Origin of the sequence: Natronosalvus rutilus (assembly GCF_024204665.1) — an archaeon.
Taxonomy (GTDB): domain Archaea; phylum Halobacteriota; class Halobacteria; order Halobacteriales; family Natrialbaceae; genus Natronosalvus; species Natronosalvus rutilus.
This window is the reverse complement of sequence record NZ_CP100355.1, coordinates 2,662,559-2,680,421: the sequence shown is the minus strand read 5'-3', so window position 1 is coordinate 2,680,421 and position 17,863 is coordinate 2,662,559. Positions and strand designations below refer to the sequence as shown.

The 17,863-nt window shown below is 63.7% G+C and carries 15 protein-coding genes; 9 read left to right on the top strand and 6 right to left on the bottom strand.

Going from position 1 to position 17,863, the window contains the following annotated elements; translation table 11 throughout:
* Positions 1–64: 64 nt before the first annotated feature.
* From NGM29_RS12810 to NGM29_RS12800, 3 genes are all read left to right on the top strand, one after another.
* Positions 65–1,375, top strand: coding sequence for an ABC transporter substrate-binding protein (locus NGM29_RS12810; RefSeq protein ID WP_254156662.1), 1,311 nt, complete (start codon positions 65–67; stop codon positions 1,373–1,375).
* 142 nt (positions 1,376–1,517) lie between these two features.
* On the top strand, positions 1,518–2,501 hold the full coding sequence (locus NGM29_RS12805; RefSeq protein ID WP_254156661.1) for a carbohydrate ABC transporter permease: 984 nt from the start codon (positions 1,518–1,520) through the stop codon (positions 2,499–2,501).
* A 1-nt stretch (position 2,502) separates the two neighbouring features.
* Positions 2,503–3,447: a carbohydrate ABC transporter permease gene (locus tag NGM29_RS12800; RefSeq protein ID WP_254156660.1), complete on the top strand. Its 945-nt coding sequence runs from the start codon at positions 2,503–2,505 to the stop codon at positions 3,445–3,447.
* A gap of 198 nt (positions 3,448–3,645) precedes the next feature.
* Here NGM29_RS12800 and NGM29_RS12795 read toward each other — a convergent pair whose 3' ends face one another.
* The gene (locus NGM29_RS12795; protein WP_256548164.1) at positions 3,646–4,551 is read right to left on the bottom strand and encodes a dihydrodipicolinate synthase family protein; all 906 of its coding nucleotides are present in this window, start codon (positions 4,549–4,551) and stop codon (positions 3,646–3,648) included.
* Between the two features lie 88 nt (positions 4,552–4,639).
* Between NGM29_RS12795 and NGM29_RS12790 the strand changes: the two genes are divergently transcribed.
* Positions 4,640–6,118 carry an aldehyde dehydrogenase family protein gene (locus tag NGM29_RS12790; RefSeq protein ID WP_254156656.1) on the top strand — a complete coding sequence of 493 codons (1,479 nt, stop codon included), beginning with the start codon at positions 4,640–4,642 and terminating at the stop codon, positions 6,116–6,118.
* 26 nt (positions 6,119–6,144) lie between these two features.
* Here the strand turns inward: NGM29_RS12790 and gfo6 are convergent, their stop codons facing one another.
* Positions 6,145–7,230 carry a D-xylose 1-dehydrogenase Gfo6 gene (gene gfo6 / locus NGM29_RS12785; protein WP_254156654.1) on the bottom strand — a complete coding sequence of 362 codons (1,086 nt, stop codon included), beginning with the start codon at positions 7,228–7,230 and terminating at the stop codon, positions 6,145–6,147.
* A 100-nt stretch (positions 7,231–7,330) separates the two neighbouring features.
* Between gfo6 and NGM29_RS12780 the strand changes: the two genes are divergently transcribed.
* Entirely contained in the window at positions 7,331–8,518 is a 1,188-nt protein-coding gene (locus tag NGM29_RS12780; RefSeq protein WP_254156652.1) for a threonine synthase, read from the top strand.
* Positions 8,519–8,635: 117 nt separating this feature from the next.
* Here NGM29_RS12780 and NGM29_RS12775 read toward each other — a convergent pair whose 3' ends face one another.
* Complete coding sequence (locus NGM29_RS12775; RefSeq protein WP_254156651.1) at positions 8,636–11,719, bottom strand: FAD-binding and (Fe-S)-binding domain-containing protein; 3,084 nt, start codon at positions 11,717–11,719, stop codon at positions 8,636–8,638.
* Positions 11,720–12,305: 586 nt separating this feature from the next.
* Between NGM29_RS12775 and NGM29_RS12770 the strand changes: the two genes are divergently transcribed.
* Complete coding sequence (locus NGM29_RS12770) at positions 12,306–12,839, top strand: gamma carbonic anhydrase family protein (RefSeq protein WP_254156650.1); 534 nt, start codon at positions 12,306–12,308, stop codon at positions 12,837–12,839.
* 36 nt (positions 12,840–12,875) lie between these two features.
* On the opposite strand, the gene NGM29_RS12765 is transcribed toward NGM29_RS12770, so the two are convergent.
* Complete coding sequence (locus NGM29_RS12765) at positions 12,876–14,477, bottom strand: GTPBP1 family GTP-binding protein (RefSeq protein ID WP_254156649.1); 1,602 nt, start codon at positions 14,475–14,477, stop codon at positions 12,876–12,878.
* Positions 14,478–14,569: 92 nt separating this feature from the next.
* The gene (locus tag NGM29_RS12760) at positions 14,570–15,142 is read right to left on the bottom strand and encodes a J domain-containing protein (RefSeq protein WP_254156648.1); all 573 of its coding nucleotides are present in this window, start codon (positions 15,140–15,142) and stop codon (positions 14,570–14,572) included.
* Positions 15,143–15,451: 309 nt separating this feature from the next.
* On the opposite strand from NGM29_RS12760, the gene NGM29_RS12755 reads away from it, so the two are divergent.
* The 3 genes from NGM29_RS12755 to NGM29_RS12745 all read left to right on the top strand — a co-directional run bounded on the left by NGM29_RS12755 (position 15,452) and on the right by NGM29_RS12745 (position 17,237).
* Positions 15,452–16,507 (top strand): DUF4382 domain-containing protein, encoded by a 1,056-nt coding sequence (locus NGM29_RS12755; RefSeq protein ID WP_254156647.1) that lies wholly within the window; start codon positions 15,452–15,454, stop codon positions 16,505–16,507.
* Positions 16,508–16,768: 261 nt separating this feature from the next.
* Positions 16,769–16,945, top strand: coding sequence for a hypothetical protein (locus tag NGM29_RS12750; RefSeq protein ID WP_254156646.1), 177 nt, complete (start codon positions 16,769–16,771; stop codon positions 16,943–16,945).
* A 4-nt stretch (positions 16,946–16,949) separates the two neighbouring features.
* Positions 16,950–17,237: a hypothetical protein gene (locus tag NGM29_RS12745; RefSeq protein WP_254156645.1), complete on the top strand. Its 288-nt coding sequence runs from the start codon at positions 16,950–16,952 to the stop codon at positions 17,235–17,237.
* A gap of 54 nt (positions 17,238–17,291) precedes the next feature.
* On the opposite strand, the gene NGM29_RS12740 is transcribed toward NGM29_RS12745, so the two are convergent.
* Complete coding sequence (locus tag NGM29_RS12740; protein WP_254156644.1) at positions 17,292–17,831, bottom strand: DUF488 domain-containing protein; 540 nt, start codon at positions 17,829–17,831, stop codon at positions 17,292–17,294.
* Positions 17,832–17,863 lie beyond the last annotated feature (32 nt).

The following is a 17,863-nucleotide window of genomic DNA, read 5'->3' as shown; positions in this document are numbered from 1 at the left end:
CGCCTCACTCGTATCAAGTCGTTAATGAAAAAGTATATAGTTTACATGACTGTATGTCGTTAACATGGCATGGGAAGACAGTGCTATCAGACGGCGTCAGATTATCAAAGGGGCTGCTGCAGGTGGTAGCGCGCTCGTGGCTGGTTGTCTCGGAGGTGGCGGCGGAAACGGAGATGGGAACGGAGGCGGATCGATAAACTTCGTTCACATCTCCTCGTTCGAACCGTCCGCGAACGACTTCAAGGAGGCCTACGATAACCAGGCCGACGCGACGCTCGAGGTCCAGTCGACGCCCGCCGAATCGAGTTCGACTCGCGAGTACTACGTCAACCAGTTCTCCGCCCAGTCCTCGGAGTTCGACGTCGGCATGATGGACGTCGTCTGGCCGGCGGAGTTCGTCGACGCCGGCTGGGCCGCGGAAGTCGACGACCCGGACGGACTCACCGACGAAATGATCCCGACCGCCGTGGAGACGGTTACGATCGACGACTCGCTGTACGGGATGCCCATGTTCACGGACGCGAACGGGCTCTACTATCGAACCGATCTCCTCGAGGAGGCCGGATACGACGAACCGCCGTCGACGTACATGGAACTCGTCGACATGGCCCAGGACATCATGGATCAGTCCGACGAGGACCTCAACGGCTACATCTGGCAGGGTGGTGCCAACGAGGGCCTGACGATCATGTGGCTCAACTGGCTCTGGGGCATGGGCGGCTCGGTTCAGGAAGACGACGGGACCCTCGTCGTCAACTCAGACGAGGGCGTCGAGGCCCTCCAGCACGCCGTCGACCTCATCTACGAGTACGAGATTACGCCCGAATCGATCCCCTCGAGTGGGACCGACGGCAACCGTCAGACGTTCCAGCAGGGCAACACGATCTTCATGCGAAACTGGCCGTACGCGTACGCACGCTTCCAGGACGACACGCCAGTCACTGACAACTTCGCCGTGACGACGATGCCGAAAGCCGAGGGCAACGAGGACGCAGCGAATTCCTGTATCGGCGGCTGGAGTCTGTTCATCAACAGCTTCTCCGAGAACGCGGCCGCAGCGCAGGAGTTGGCGAACTACGTCGGCTCGCCCGAAGCCCAGGAGCAACTGGCCGCCGAACGAAGTCGGCTTCCGGTTCGCCAGGAACTCTACGAGGACGGCTACTGGGAAGACAGCGACGCCGACAAGCCCGCGTTCCTCGACCGGTTCAGCGAAATTCTCGACCAGACGAGCGCCCGACCGGCGATTCCGAACTACTCACAGTGGTCGAACATCGTCTACACCGAGTGTAACAACGCGCTCACGGAACAGAAATCCCCGCAGCAGGCGCTCGACGACGCCCAGGACCAGATCGACAGCGACATCAACGACGCCTGAGAACTCACCGACACCACGGCTTCCGAACCGTCGTCCTTTCACGACACGCTCGTAACCGCCCGGTTAGTCTAGAGTCCGGTTTTTGCGTGCCTCATGGTATCATTAGACACATTTATGGCTCATGAAGCCACAACCAAAGGCAATGGCAGACTCGACCACCGGAGAACAGAATATGACCCGGCTCGGTGAGGAGGGAGTACGCGGGCGCCTCGAGCGCTACCGCGAGCTCAGAATCACCGAAGAGGAGCTCGCGGTCGCGCTGTTGACGCCGGTGATGCTCTTCTTGCTCGCCGTCTCGTTTTACCCGATCGTGGACACGGTCTGGGCGAGCTTGCACACGGGGTACGTCATTCAACTGCCGACCAAGCCGACCGAGTTCGTCGGCATCGAAAACTATCAGAGACTCTTCTCAGACGGGAGTTTCTGGAACGCCTTAGGCGTGAGCCTCTTTTACACGTTCGTGAGCGTCCCGATCGAACTGGTCTTCGGCCTCGGGTTGGCCCTGCTCCTCAAGGCGGATTTCAAGGGCAAGTACTTCGCACAGGCCGCGATCCTCTTTCCCTGGGCGCTCCCGACGGTCATCAACGCGAAGATCTGGGCGTGGCTGTTGAACCCCAATTACGGCGTCATCAGCGACATTCTCGTCCGGGTGGGGATACTCAGCGCGCCGTACCCGTTCCTCTCGAAACCGGACGCCGCGCTGTACGCCATGACGAGCATCACGATCTGGAAGACAACGTCCTTCATGGCGCTCATCATGCTCGCCGGCCTCTCGAGCATCCCCGACCACCTCTACGAATCCGCGCGGATGGACGGCGCCTCGAGGTGGCGTCAATTTCGGGACATCACGCTCCCGTTGCTCAAACCCACCATCCTGGTCGCACTGATCTTCCGGACGCTGCCCGCGTTCCAGGCGTTCGGGCTTCCGTACGGCCTGACCGGCGGTGGTCCGGGGGAGGCGACGACGACGCTCGTCCTCTACACCCAGCAGGCCGCGTACAACAATCCCGGACCGACCAACGGCGGATTCGCGCTGGGCTCTGCAGCCGCGACGGTGATCACGATGATCGCGCTGGTGATCGCGCTGATCTACGTCGCCACCCTCTACGAACCGGAGGTGCGGTGAGATGAGTCTCATCGATTCCGCTCGCGAGACGAGCCTCGAGGACGTCGCTCTCTGGGACGTCGGGAAGCGGCTGGGATTCTACGGCTCCATCCTGGCCATGGTGTCGATCTCGATGTTCCCGGTATTCTGGATCCTGCTCAGTTCCCTGAAGCCGCCGTCGGAGCTGTTCGTCTTTCCCCAGGAGTTTCTCCCCTACACCATCGCGATTCAGGACGGCCAACCGACCCTCGTCCAGCAGTTCCCCCTCACCCTCGAGAACTATCGAACGGCCCTGCAAGAGCGTCCCGTCGGTCGGTACCTGATCAACAGCGCCATCGTCGCCTCGGCGACGGCGTTCATCGACGTCGTCCTCGGTGCGATGGCCGGGTACGCGCTCTCGCGGCTCCGGTTCCCCTACAAGCTCCAGGTGCTGTTGATCATCCTCTTCGCGGTGCTCCTGCCGTTCGTCTCCAGACTCATCCCGCTGTACAAGCTGGCGATCGACCTCCAGGGGACAGCGTTCGGGCCGTTCTTCGGACTCAACCAGTACCTGGGCCTGATCCTCCCCTACGCGGCCTTCCAGATGCCGTTCGCGGTGTGGATCTTCCAGGCGTATTTCAACGAACTCCCGGCCTCGCTCGAGGAAGCCGGCCTCATGGACGGGCTCTCGCGCGTCGGCGTGCTGTTCCGGATCATCCTCCCGGTATCGATGCCCGCCATGGCGACGACGGCGATCATCGTGTTCATCTACGCCTGGAACGAGTTCCTGTTCGCCCTGACGTTCATGACCGAGGACTCGAAGCGGACGATCACGGTCGGAATCGCGCTCTTCGGCGGCCAGTTCAACTCCCCGTGGGGAACCATCACGGCGGCGGTGTTCATGTCGCTCGTGCCGCTCATGGTGTTCATGCTCGTCTTCCAGAAGAAGATCGTCGAGGGAATGACCGCCGGCGTCGGGAAGGCCTGACCGCCGGGCTCTGGGCGAATTCCTCTTTTTACGGAATCGTTCGCGTCTCGAGTGCTGCTCTTGATTTCGAGACGGGATCGAACGAATCTCGAACCGGCACCCTTCATCTATTCGTCAGTCGGCCACGTCATCCGTCGGTACGCGTAAGTCGAGGTGCGCTATCGCAGTAATCGGAACCGACCCGCTACGAACGCAGCGTTACTTGACCACGCTGACATCGAGCGTCTCCACGATGTCCCGGTGACACGCTTCGAGCCGTCCTCGCTGTTCGCTCGAGAGGGGCGCGAGCGGCGGTAGCGGTTCGCCGAGGTCTAGCCCCTCGAGTTGCACGAGATACTTGATTGCCGCCGCCGTCGGGAGGTCCTGGTAAGCGCTGACCAGCGGCATGACGAGGTCTCGAGTGAGGCGAGTGACCGTCCGGTCGTCACCTCGGTCGTGGGCCGCGTACAGTTCGGCGAGGGCCTCCGGAAACACGTTCGCCGGCCCAGCGATGAGCCCGTCGATTCCGACGTCGAGCGAGGGGGCGGCGGTGGCTGTCATTCCGTTGAAGACCGCGAACGACTCCGGCGTCGCTTCGATTACCCGGTGCTGGTAGATGAGGTCTCCCGACGTGTCTTTCAGGCCAGCGATGGCGTCGTGTTCGGCCAGCGCGGCAACGGTGTCCACCGCGATCTCGTTGCCGGTGAGACCGGGGATGTTGTAGAGCAACAGCGGGAGCGGGCTCTCGTCGGCGATCATCGTAAAAAATCGCGCGAGACCGCGCTGGGTCGTGTTCAGGTAGTACGGCGAAACGACGACTGCCGCGTCGGCGCCGGCGTCGGCTGCCGTCTCGAGTTTCGTTCGGACGTCGGCGACGCTCGTCCCGCAACAGCCGGCGAGGACGGTCGTATCGCCGTCCGCTGACGCGGTTACGGTTCGGACGACCGCTTCGTGATCAGCGGCGCTCAGGCTCGAGAACTCGCCGATAGAGCTTCCCGGAAAGAGGCCGTCGACCCCGCCGTCGATCAGTGTGCGCGTAAAGTCCGCGAGGGTGTTTTCGTCGATACCCTGGCCAGTTCCGTCGATAGGCGTAGCCATGGGAACGACTGTTCCCGACAGGTCCATACTCCGTAGTTGCTCACCGACAAGTTATAATTTGGGATGGTTCGACCCCGTCGCAAGACTTATTCTTCCCTTCCCCAACTGTTCGAACATGAGTCTGGACGTAGCCAGCAGTCTCGACAAGCGGATGCTCATCGCGGGCAAGTGGACCGACAGCGAGAACCGAACGGACGTCGTCCACCCATACGACGGCGAACGGATCGGTTCGGTCCCGATGGCCACCGACGTGCAAGTACGCGACGCGGTCGAAGCTGCCGAGGCCGCCTTCGACGCGTCGACGCTCTCAGCGTACCAGCGGTACGAATTGCTCGAGGACACGGCCGACCGTCTCGAGGAGCGCGCGGAGGAGGTCGCGCAAGTGATCACGGGCGAACAGGGGAAACCGATCGGCGAAGCCCGAACCGAGGTCGATCGGGCGACCCAGACCCTGCGCCTCTCTGCGGAGCAGGCGAAACGGATGTTCGGCGAGTACGTTCCGATGGACGCCCAGAAGGGCTTTGCGAAGGATCACTGTTTCACCCAGCGCGAACCCCTCGGCGTCGTCGCCGCCATCACGCCGTTCAACTTCCCGCTCAATCTGATGGTTCACAAAGTCGGTCCCGCTCTCGCCGCGGGTAACGCCGTCGTCGGCAAGCCTGCGACCAATACGCCGCTCAGCGCCATCCTGCTGTTCGAGTGTCTGCAGGACGCGGTCGAGGACTCCCCCGCGCCGGACGGCCTCGTGAACGTCGTCACCGGCAGCGGCTCGACCGTCGGCGACGAACTCCTGGCCCACGACGCCGTCGAGGCAATCTCCTTCACCGGTTCCACCGGCGTCGGAAAGTACCTCGCCGAGAACAGCGGCATGAAGGAGCTGACCCTCGAGCTGGGCGGCAACGACCCGACCATCGTCTGGCACGACACGGACGTCGAGGCGGCAGCCGAGCAGGTCGTCGGCGGCGCGTGTTCGAACGCCGGCCAGGTCTGCAACAGCGTCGAGCGCGTCATCGTCCACGAGTCTATCGAGGACGAACTCGTCGACGCGATGGTCGACGCCTGCCGGAGCCTGACGATCGGCGACCCGTTCGACGAGGAGACCGACATCGCGGCGATGGTCGACGGTGATCAGTTCGAAGACGTCGTCGAAATCTTCGAAGAGACCATCGAGCAGGGCGCGACCGTCGAGTGCGGCGGGGACTACGGCGGCGACCTCGGCGACTGGGTCTTCGAACCGACCGTCCTCTCGGGCGTGACGCCGGAGATGCCGGCCGCGAAAGAAGAGACGTTCGGCCCGCTCGTGCCCGTCATCAGCGTCGACTCCTTCGACGAGGCGATCGAGGAAGCCAACAACACGAACTACGGTCTCGAGGCCGGCCTGTTCACTCAGGACATCGACCGGGCGAAGCGGGCGGCCGACGCGATCAACGCCGGCGGGGTCAACATCAACACGGTCAGCGGGTTCCGGGCCGACCACATGCCCTACGGCGGGTTCAAGGATTCGGGCGTCGGAAAGGAGGGAATCAAGTACGCGGTCGAACACTTCTCGCGAGAGAAGCTCGTCGGGTTCCACCAGGGATTCACCGACGTCTAATCGTCGGTACCGTACGCCGTCACTCGTCACTCGAGCGAAACCCACCGATCTTCTTCGGCCCCCTCGTAGATCGCTTCCATGATCTCCATGTCGGCGATCCCGTGCTCTCCGTCGGGATACAGGGCCGCGTCCCCGCGCACCCGGTCGGCGAAGTAATCGAATTCCTCGAGCATCTGATCGACCGGCTCGAGTTCGATCGAGGCGCGACCGTCCCCGCGAGAGACGTGGAGCGTTCGGCGCTGCTCCTGGAAGAAGGCGGGTTCGACGCGGATCTGTCCCTCCGTCCCCGTGACCGTGATCGAACTGGCCTGACGGGCGTTGTGGCTGGCGTAACACCGCCCGGTCACGTCGTCGGGGAACCGGAGCGCGAACGAAACCGTCTCGTCCACGTCGGCGAACGCGTCGTGGGTGCTTGAGGTGGTCCCCGTGACGGTGATGGGGTCCGAATCGAGGAGGAAGCGAGCGGTGTTGAGGGGGTAGATGCCGATGTCGAAGAGTGCGCCGCCGCCGGCGAGGTTCTCGTCGAGTCGCCACTGCTCCGGATCGGGGTTGATCCGGTCGAGGAGTCGCTGGGACATCTGGCCGTCGACGGCCATCGGTGTCCCGACGTAGCCCTCTTCGATCAGTTCCCGGGCGCGTCGGACGGCTGGTTCGGTGTGCATCCGATAGGCGATCATGAGTTCGATTCCGGCGTCCGCGGCGACGGCCTCGAGTTCCCGGGCGCGGTCGCTCGAGCGCTCCATCGGCTTCTCACAGAGGACGTGCTTACCGTACTCAGCGGCCGTCTCGACGTACTCGAGGTGGAGGGCGTTCGGGGTGACGACGTAGATTGCGTCGTAGGCGTCACGTGCGACGCCGTCGTGGAACTGGTCGTAGGTGAGTCCGCGCGTGGCCCCGTCCGTCTCGTCGGCGAGCGTTTGCGCTTTCTCGGCCGAGCCGCTGACCAGCACCGAGGGAACGCACCGGTCGCTCGACTCGAGGGCGGGCAGCGCGCGCCCCTTGGTAAACCAGCCGAGTCCGATCACCGCGAATCGTACCGGTTCGACGTCGCGCGCGTCGACCGTCTCCCAATCGCGTGCACAGCCGTTACCGATCGCTGTCTCGAGGTCCATGACTACACCCACCGAACGCGCACTAATAAAATCTAGTCGGCGGAAATCGTCTCGAACCCGAACCTTTTTGATCCGGAGCGACGGATCCGACTACGTTACCGTGACTAATACGAACAGCGTGGTTAGCCACTTCGAGTGCTACGACTGTGGCTCGACCTACGACCTGGAGCACACCGAGTTCCCCTGCCCCGAGTGCGGGGGCATCCTCGATCCGAAGTACGACTACGAGGCCATCGACGTCTCCCGCGAGGAGATCGAAGCCCGAAACGGCTCGATGTGGAAGTATCGCGAACTCCTTCCCATCCTCGATACGGACGACATCGTCTCGATGGGCGAGGGCAACACCCCGATTGTCGAGTGTCCGGCACTTGCCGAGGAGATGGGGGTCGCCCGCGTCGCGATCAAGGACGAAGGACAGAACCCGACGAACACGTTCAAGGACCGCGGCGCATCGGCGTCCGTCTCCGGTGCCTCCCAGCAGGGAATCCGAGAAGTTGCCATTCCCTCGGCCGGCAACGCCGGCCAGGCCGCCGCCGCGTACACGGCTCGAGCAGGCATCGACTGTACCGTGGTCCTCAACTACCAGTCGAACGACATCCAGAAGACGATGGTCGAGGCCCACGGCGCGGACCTCCACCTCGTCGACGGCAAACTCGACAAGGCCGGCGGGAAGTTCGGCGAACTCAGCGACGAGAATGGATGGTACACCGTCGCGACGTTCCAGACGCCCTTCAGACACGAGGGGAAGAAAACGATGGGACTCGAGCTCTTCGAGCAGTACGGCTGGGGGAGTCCCGACGAGATTTTCTACCCGACCGGCGGCGGGGTGGGCCTGATCGGCATCTGGAAGGCCTACCAGGAACTCGCCGAGCTAGGCTGGCTCGAGGACGAGACCCCGCCCAGCCTCAACGTCGCCCAGTCGAAGGGCTGTGCGCCGGTCGTCGACGCCATCGAAGAACACCGAGAGGAACACGAAGCCTGGGACTGTCCCGAATCCATCGGCCGCGGGATCGAAGTCCCCGATCCCGGCGCCTCTCCCTGGATGCTCGAGGCCGTCTACGAGACCGGCGGCACTGGCGTCGCCGTCTCCGACAGCGAGGCGCTCGACGGGGCAATCGCCGCCGCACGACACGCCGGCATCGAGATGTGCGTCGAACCCGGCGCGGCGCTGGCGGCAGCCATGCAGATGGCCGAGGAGGGCGAACTGGACGAGGACGACGAAATCCTCATCATCAACACCGGCGCGGGAAACAAGGCGACCGACGCCCTGAGCTACGCGCTGAACTGAGCGCGTTACGGGCGATTCACCGACGCGATTAGTTCGCTAACCGCGGACCTCGCTCGGACTCGGCGCGACCCCGCTATCGATTTTTCGAACGGTCGAGATACTGATGCCGATTACCGATTACCGTGGGAGCGCGTCCGCGAGCGCCTGAACCGGCGTCGGCGGACCCTGGCCGTCTGCCGAGAGCAGGTCGTGGTTGGTGTCGACCTCGAGGTCCTCGAGCTGGGTCCGACAGGACGCCCCGGAGGCGACGACGACCTCCCCGGTGCTCTCTCCGAGTTGTCCCTCGAGGATCTCGCCGATAGCCGTACTCATCGCGTGGTGTTCGGCTTCGTAGCCGAAGGTGCCAGCCATCCCACAGCACGTCGAGTCGATCGGATCGACGGCGTAGCCCGCTCGACGAAGGACGCCGACCGCGTGGTGATCCTTCTTGGTCGCCTTCTGGTGGCAGTGGCCGTGGTAGGAGAGCGAAACTGGTGGGGCGTCGAAGTCGATCGACTCGTCCAGCCCGAACCCGTCGAGGTACTCGCAAACGCCGTAGGTGTGTTCGGCGACGGTCTCGACGTCGGTCCCCGAGAGCAGGTCGAGATAGTCGGATTGAAACATGACGGCGTCGGACGGTTCAACGAGAACGACGTCCCACCCGTCCTCGACGAGGGGTATGAGCGCGTCGACGTTTTCGGCGGCCGTTCGGCGCGATTTCTCGAGAAACCCCTTCGAATGGGCGGGCCGACCGCTGTCCGTCTGGCCGGCGAGACTAACGTGGACGTTCGCCGCCTCGAGCACCCGTATCGCGGCCTTTCCGACCTCGGGGTGACTGTAGTTCGTGTACGTGTCCGGGAAGAGAACGGCGCGGCGGTCTGCCGTCGAGCGAGGGACTCGAGAGCCGCCGCGCGCTCGGAACCAATCCTGGAGCGTGTCCCGTTCGAACGTCGGCAGCGTCCGCTCGCGGGCGATTCCGAGCCCCCGTTCGGCGACGAGGCGAGCCCCCGGCAGCGAGGGGAGGACGTTCGAAAGCGGTGCGGTCGCGCTCCCGATTCGGGCGAGCGAATCGACGTTCGCAAAGAGCCGACCGCGGAGGCTCGCCCCCTCTCGCTGGTGGCGAGCGTGACTGACTTCGGCCTTGAGTTTGGCCATGTCGACCTCGCTTGGACAGTCTCTTGCACAACCCTTACAGCCGATACAGAGGTCGAGCACCTCGGTGGCGAACGCGTCGTCCGTCGGATCGTCCGGGAGGTCGCCGCTCATCGCCTGTCGGAGCATGTTCGCTCGTCCGCGGGTGGTCGTGATCTCCTCGTCGGCGGCCCGGTAGGTCGGACACATCACGCCGCCGGTGTTCTCCTGGGTGCCGCGACAGCCGCCACAGCCGTGACAGAGTTCGACCATCCCCTGCATGCCGTTCTCGTTGTCCCACTCGAGGGCGGGTTCGAACCCTGCATCGAACTCGTACTCGCCGTCGAACCGGAGGTTCTCGGTCATGTCGACGTCGCCGCAGACCTGTCCGGGGTTGAGCAACCAGTCGGGATCGAACGCCGTCTTCAGGTCGCGAAACGCCTGCCAGAGAGCGTCGCCGTAGAGCTTCCGGTTCCACTGGGTTCGGGCCCGGCCGTCGCCGTGCTCGCCCGAAACCGCCCCGCCGAATTCGACCACGAGGTCCGTCACAGCATCTGAAATTGCCACCATCGCCTCCCGATCCTTCGCTGACTTCGCGTCTATGAGAGGACGAATGTGTAACACTCCTGGGCCCGCGTGCCCGTAAAACGAGGCGAACGTGCCGGACTTCTCGAGCACGTCCTGGAACCGGTCGACGAACTCGGGCAGGTGCTCGGCGGGAACGGCGCAGTCCTCGATGAAGCTGATGTGTTTGGCGTCCGAGGTTCGCGAAAGCAGGATCGGGTTCGCGGCCTTGCGCATCTTCCAGAACGTCGCCCGGTCGGCGGCGTCGTGCGCCTCGAGCGCCTCGAGGGCGTATCGTTCGTGTTCCCGATCCGTCGATCGTTCGCCCCCTGAACGTTCAGTCCCGAGCCGGTCGTTTCCGGTGTTCCGCCGTAGTCGATCCTCGACGAGGGCTCCGGTTTTCTCGCGTCCATCCCGGTCGTCGGTGGCGTAAAATTCTACGAGCAGTGCGGCGTTCGTCTCCGGGGGCAGCATCGATACCACCTCCGCGAATTCGGCCGTCTCTCCGGCCAGTTCGAGCAGCATGTCGTCGATGAGTTCGATCGCTGCGGGGTCGTGTTTCAGGACGTTCCCGACATCTGAGACGGCGTCGTGCAGTCGCTCGTAGGTCAGAAGGACGACGGCTTTGGTCTCCGGAACGGGCTCGAGGGAGACCGTCGCCTCGGTGACGATGGCCAGCGTCCCCTCGCTTCCGGCGAGCAGGCGGGCGAGGTTCACCGTTCCCGTCCGGGCCTCTTCGATCAGTCGATCGAGATTGTATCCCGAGACGTTGCGCTTGAGCGACGGGTAGCGCGCCTCGACGTCGTCGGCGTGGTCGTCGATAATCGCGAGAACGCCAGCGTAGATTCGAGGCAGGATGTCGTCGGCCTCGGGGTCGGCTCGCTCGCGCAGTTTCGATACGGTCACCTCTCCGAAGGTTTCGACGGATCCGTCGGCGAGCACGACCTCGCAGGACTCGACGTAGGCGTCCGTCTTGCCGTATTTGAGGGAGTGGGCCCCGGTCGAATTGTTTCCGATCGCCCCGCCGATCACGCTCCGATTGCCGGAAGCGGGATCCGGCGCGAACTTCAGGCCGCCGGGGGCGAGTCGCTGGTTCAGATCCTCGAGGACCGTTCCAGCCTGCGTGCGAGCAATCTGTGAATCGGTATCGACCTCGAGGATGCCGTCCATGTGGCGCGTGAAATCCAGCACGATTGCCTCGTTGACCGCCTGACCCGCGAGGCTTGTGCCGCCGCCACGAGGGAGCACCGGAATCTCCCGATCGGCACAGTACCGGACCACCGAGGCGACTTCCGCCGTGGTTCGCGGAAAGACGACGCCGATGGGTGTCACCTCGTAGGCGGACGCATCTGTCGCATACAGCTGTCGAGTGTACACGTCGAATCGCACCTCGCCATCGATTCGGTGACGGAGATCCTCGACCAGGTCGGGGCGCTCGAGGTCGTCACTGACGTAGTCGTAGTTCGCCCGATCGTCGAGCGCGAGCGCTGTACCGTCGTCTCCATCTCTGGCGTCGTTACGTGCCATCGATTGGTACCCGCTATGAGTTGCCACGTCTTTGACTTTCGGGTCCGACATCGACCCTGACCGGGAAATTCTCCCAGTTTTGCTAACAACTCTTCACTCTCTCGTTCGTCGATCGTATTCGAATCGTTAGCATCGACTCGAGCCGGTCGTAGGTACGTTTCGGCCTAGAATAATATTGTGAAATGGTATTTACACATTAATATATAAAATCCGATAATTTCTACTGTCCGGTCCGTTAGAGCCCAGCGGAATACGACAATTTCGAATGTATGCAATCTGTATCGCCTCTAACCGCCATATACGATCGACCCTCCGCCACATTCGACCGGCACCCCGCTACAGTCGATCGATACCCTGCCATTTCCGAACGTTCTCTCGAATATCGTTCCTCTCCGGCCGTATCTCTCCTCAAGATCAGCTTTGGTCATTGATCGATCGTTTAACGCCGACCTGATCGAATCGACTGTCTCCACTGGACAGTACAGATTGTATATTGATATAACATAGTACAGACTACTATTTGAATTAGACATATGTGCTCGTCGAGTACCAGTAACGCTTACTCGAGCCCGCTCTAATTTGGTCCATGATCCGATCCTTCGACGGCCGGGAACCGACGATCGCGGATTCGGCGTACGTCGACGAGCGCGCGGTCGTCATCGGCAACGTGACGATCGAAACCGACGCCAGCGTCTGGCCGGGAGCTGTGATCCGGGGCGACCACGGCGAAATCGTCCTCGAGGAAGGCGCGAACGTCCAGGACAACGCGACGGTCCACGAGGGGTCGACGATCGGCCCCTACGCGACCGTCGGTCACAACGCAATCGTGCACGCCGCGACGGTCGGCGAGCGAGCCATGGTCGGGATGGGCGCGATCGTCCTCGACCGGGCGACGGTCGGCGCGGAGAGCCTGGTCGCTGCGAACAGCGTCGTCACGGAGGATGCGACGGTCCCCGAGTCGGTCCTGGTCGTCGGTGCCCCTGCCGAAGTCAGGAAGGAGGTCGATGATTCGCCGTGGGCAACCGCTGCGGACCACTACGTGGAACTCGCGGGGCGGTACGCCGAAACGTCCGAGGTTCTCGAGCGGGGGACGCTCGAGCCGGATTCCGGGACAGACTAGGTCGACCCCGATACCGGATAATCCGAAATCCTTCACCTACGTCGCCGGTGAGACGTCCGTCACCGTCCCGACACCCTTGCTCCGACCCTCGCGGAAGACGAACTTCTGGCCCTCCTCGACCAGGTACGAGCGGAACTTGAACTGCACTCGGGTTTTGCCCTTGTCGCCTGGCAGGAGGCGGCCGTCCTCGGGATAGAAGGCCGCGGCCTCGCCGATGGTCTCGAGGTGGACGACGGGTTCGTAGCCGTCGCCGATTCGCGTGGGGTGGTTGAGCACCATTACCTCGGCCTCGAACTCGCGAACGGGCGTGGGATCGGCGTCGCCGGGCAGGAGGACCATCCCGCGCTCGATTTCCGCCTCTTCGACGCCCTTGAGCGCGATGCCGACGATCCGCCCGGATTGTGCCTGATCGACGCGGTGGTAGTGCATCTCGATGGATCGGACTTCGACCTCGCGGAACGACCCGTCGGCCATCGGCCCGAGCAGGAGTTCGTCCCCGGCCTCGACCTCGCCGCGCATAACCGTGCCCGAGGCGACGGCACCGACGCCGGTCACGGCGTAGCTCCGGTCGATGTACATCCGGAACTCGCCATCGTCGCTGGCAGTCTTCGGCAGTCGGTCGAACAGTTCGTCCAGGACGTCGAGGCCGTCCATCGTGATCGCACTGGTTTCGACGATGGGGACGACGGTGTCGCCGATTTCCTCGACGGCGGCGTCGACACCGTGGCGGCCGACCCGGAGCGGGGACTTGCCGACGTCCCGGAGGAGACGCTCGACCTCGAGGACGACCTCCTCGATGCGGTCGTCGTCGACGAGGTCGGTCTTGGTGAGGGCGACCACCGTGGGGAGTTCCGTGGCGAGCAATACCCCCAGGTGTTCGCGGGTCGTGCGCGTCGGCCCGTCGTCGGCGGCGACGACGAGCATCCCGTAGTCGAGTTTCTGGCCGACGAGCCCGCGGATCGTGGTCCGGAGCCAGGGCTCGTGACCGACGGTGTCGACGAACGAGACGAGGCGGTCGGCCTCCTCGACGACGGCCGCCCGGTCCTGTTTCCGATTCGGGTTCACGACGTGCACCGGCCCCTCGTCGTCGAAGCCGTAGACGGCGTAAGAGAGGTCGGCAGACAGTCCGCGCTCGACCTCGTGGGGCTGGACGTCCAGGAAGGCTCGCGTCGCGCCGTCGCCGTCGTCCGGGCGGCCGGTGACGAGCGAGCCGACCAGCGTGCTCTTTCCGTGGTCGACGTGGCCGGCCGTCCCGACGACGACGTGCTGGTCGTCCGTCTCGAGGACCGCACCTTCGCGGATCAGGGCGATGCCGACGACGCCGCCCTCGATGCCCCAGGTCTGGACGTCTTCGATGTGACACTCGGCTTCCTCGGCGAGCAGCGAGAGCACGTCCATCGACTCCGAAAAGGTGTCGACGTCGATGCCGGCGAGGCCACCATCGTCGGTGACGCCGACGACGTACGTCGCCTCGCCGTCGCCCGAGAGGACGCGGTGTCGGAGCTGTGCGGCGAGACTCTCCCGTCGCCCGCCCTCGAGGTGGATCGACTCGAGCAGCCGTTCCTTGAACTCGACGTTCCCACCGTCCTGTTCGCCACGTTCCAGGGCCCGCTCCAGCAGGGCCCGGTCACGGCTCATATCCGGTGATAGCGAGTCACACGGCAAAAGCCTTCCTGCCGAATGTCAACGTGTGTCTTTCGAGAGCGACTGTGACATAGGGTGTCATGTCTTCACTCGCGGAGGCGATCGTAGGCCGCCGTCACCCGCTTGAACTCCGCCTCGTCGCCGCCACGATCGGGGTGGACGTCCTTGACGCGCTCTCGATAGGCTCGTTTGATCGTCGCCTGGTCGGCCGTCGGGCCGACGCCGAGCACGTTCCGGGCTTCGGCGGTCGTGGGTCCGCTCGAGGTCGCGGACACTCGATTTCGTGGATCTTCGCTGCGCCAACCTGTGGGACCGGCTCTGGACCCGCCCCCGCCCAGACCGGCACCGAATCGAGCCTCGCGCTCCGCACGCGTTCGCGGGCCGCCTCGAGCACGTGGCCCCGCTCCGAAGCCACCACGTTCGTCCCGGGCGTGTCGCGTCCGCTCGCGCTGACGTTGCTGGCTCCGAACCTCGCTACGGCGAAATCGTTCCAGGAGCTTTCCGCTGCCGTGGTAGTACATGAAGTAGGCCGTCGCTCCGAGCGGAACCGCGACGACGAACGGAATCGGCGAGCGCGAGACGAACGAGCCGATCACGAGCAGGGCCGTCATGCCCGCGAACAGCACGGCGACGAGCAACACGATCGGTGACCGTTGCACACTCGAGGTAGGGACTCGAGCGGCCTAAAGGATGCGGCGACCGAACACGCGTCGGTCTCGCCTCGGGGTGTCATCCGGCCGTCGCGTCGAATACGCGACCGTTTGTGTTCACCGAGCGAAGCGGCCGAACGGTGTCGCTTCGAGCCAAAAACGCACGGCCTTCAGTCCGACCTTCCGTTCAAACTGATCGTTGGGACGATCTGGCGGGCATTTCAGCCCGTTGAGCACGGGAGCAAAACCGTTCACAAACGATTCTGAATCTCCAGAACGAACGGCACTGCTTTACCCGGTTCCTGTCTGGAGGGAGTAATGCCAAACAATCGAGCAAGCGACGAGTCGAAGCGGGCGAACCACCAGTCGAAACCTGGCGTGGGACGCCGAGCGTTCATCGCTGCCGGCGGTAGCGTCGGTGCGACGGCACTCGCCGGGTGCACGTCTGGTGACGAACCGGAGCAATCAGGCGACGATGGGACGCCCGACCAGGACACACAGTCCGACGACGGGGCACAAACGGATGGCTCCGAGGAGAGCAGACACCAGGGGAACTTCAGACTGCTGGTCAGTGACATGCCGGCCGACATCGGCGACTTCGAACGGCTGGACGTCACGCTCGATTATGCCCGAATCTTCGACGGTGGTAGGGACGAGGGTGACGACGAGGACTCGAGTGAAACTGAAGAAGACGGAGGCGAGGAATCGAACGAAACTGAAGGGGAAGATGCCGACGATCAGCAGAACTCGAGTGACGATGGCGAGGACGATGTAGACGCGGACGGGGAATCCGACGAAGGTGACGAAGACGGTGACGACGGCGAAGACACCGAAGGCAACGAAGACGAGAACGACACCGCCGACGGCGTCGAACGAAAGCGTGGATTCTACATCGTCGACCTCGAGGGAAGGACGGTCGACCTCACGGAACTGGTTGGCGAACGTGCAGTCTCCGTGTTCGAGGGTGAACTCTCCCCGGGAACGTACGAGAAGATCGAACTGCACGTCTCGGCGGTCGAGGGAATCGTCGATGGCGAGCAGGCGAACGTCAAGCTTCCCAGCGAAAAATTACAGATCACGCACCCCTTCGAGATCGGTGCCGACGACCCCGTCGATTTCGTCTTCGACATCAACGTGGTCAAACGTGGACAGGGGTCCGATTACAACCTGAAACCCGTAATCTCCGAGAGCGGGGTCGCAGGCAAGGACGTCGAGATCGAGGAAGTAGAACGCGACGACAGAGCAGATGGTGGCGAAGAGACGGACGACCAGGAAGACGAGGAGTCCAACGAATCGGAAGATGCCGACGAAGATACCGGAGAGGAAGCCAACGAATCCGAAACGGATGGCGACGGGGACAGCGAAGACGAGTAGCGACGGACGGCCTCTCGACGGGACTCGACTTCGGCTCTCAGCTCCTCGCCAGCCCTCAGCGTTCCTGAGCCTCAGTTCCCGCCGGGCCTCACCTCTCTTCGGGCCAGCCTCGAGCGCATCGAACCGACATCTCATCGCGAACAGTGGCACACTTTCTGAAGTTACTATAGGATGTGCATCGTTAATCGATTTCTTGCTCGAGCGACGTCGCGTCCCCAGTGCCGGCACCGGTTTGAAGCCACTCGAGTCCGTACCTCGAGTATGAGCGTCAGCGGCCTCTGTCAGATCTGTGAAACGCGGTCGGCCGAGCAGCGGTGTGACAACTGCGGCGCCCTCGTCTGCCAGGTCCACTACCAGGAGGGGGTCGGCCTCTGTGCGAACTGCGCCAACACGGTGAATCCGAACGACCCCGACGACGTGGACATCAACCGGCTCTGAACCGATGACGTCGATTCGCGACCTGGTCAGCGGTTCGCTCGGCATCGGGGAGCGCTACTGCCTCGAGGTCTCGAGAGCCGACGACGGAACGCTGATAGCCGCACATCCTTCCGACCGGAGTCCGATGGACGTCGTGGTCTTTGAGGGGCTCGAACGCCTCGATTCGCCGACGGAGCGGCCGCCCGAGGGACCGCTCGTAGTCGAGGTCGAAATCCTGGGACGGGTGGTCGACGGTCGTCTCGCCGGGCGAGTCATCTCGTCGTCGTGTGCGTCGCCGGAGAACGTGGACTGAGGCGGTTTCGCTCTCGAGATGGGTCGACATCAGGTTCGGCCTCGAGGAGGGCAGTCAGGCTCGTCTGGCCTCGAGAACCTCTCGCAACACGGTTCGGTGACAGCGCTTCTTGCCTGTGTTCTCGAAGCAGACGAGCGCGATCGATTCGCCGTCCTCGAGCCGTCCCTCGAGTTCCGCGAGCGCCTCCCGGGCCTCGCTATCGGTCTCGAGGTGCTCCCGGTACCGGTCCTCGAAATCCACCTGCTCCCAGGACGCGTTGTGGGCGCCCTCGTCGCACATGCCAGCCATCTTCAGGTCCTCTGCGGCCGTTTTGGCGTCCTCGAGCAACGTCGACGGCGGCCCGAGTGCCGGTAGGTTCTCGTCGACGGCGGCGTGAAACCACGAGGTCGGCTGGCGGACGACGCCGACGAGTGTCGTTCCGGTCTCGAGGTCGACCAGGTCGTGCTGGAGGGCGGCGACGTAGGTGTCGGTGAGCGTGCTGCTCGCGGTGCCCGCTGTATCAGAGAGCGTCCGCTCTTCCGTGTCCACTCCTCCGGCGGCGTCTCCTTCCGTCTCGGGTTCCGCTCCCGCCCCGGCGTTCGGATCGGTGCCCATACGCCCCGTACGGTCCTCCAGCATTTATATAC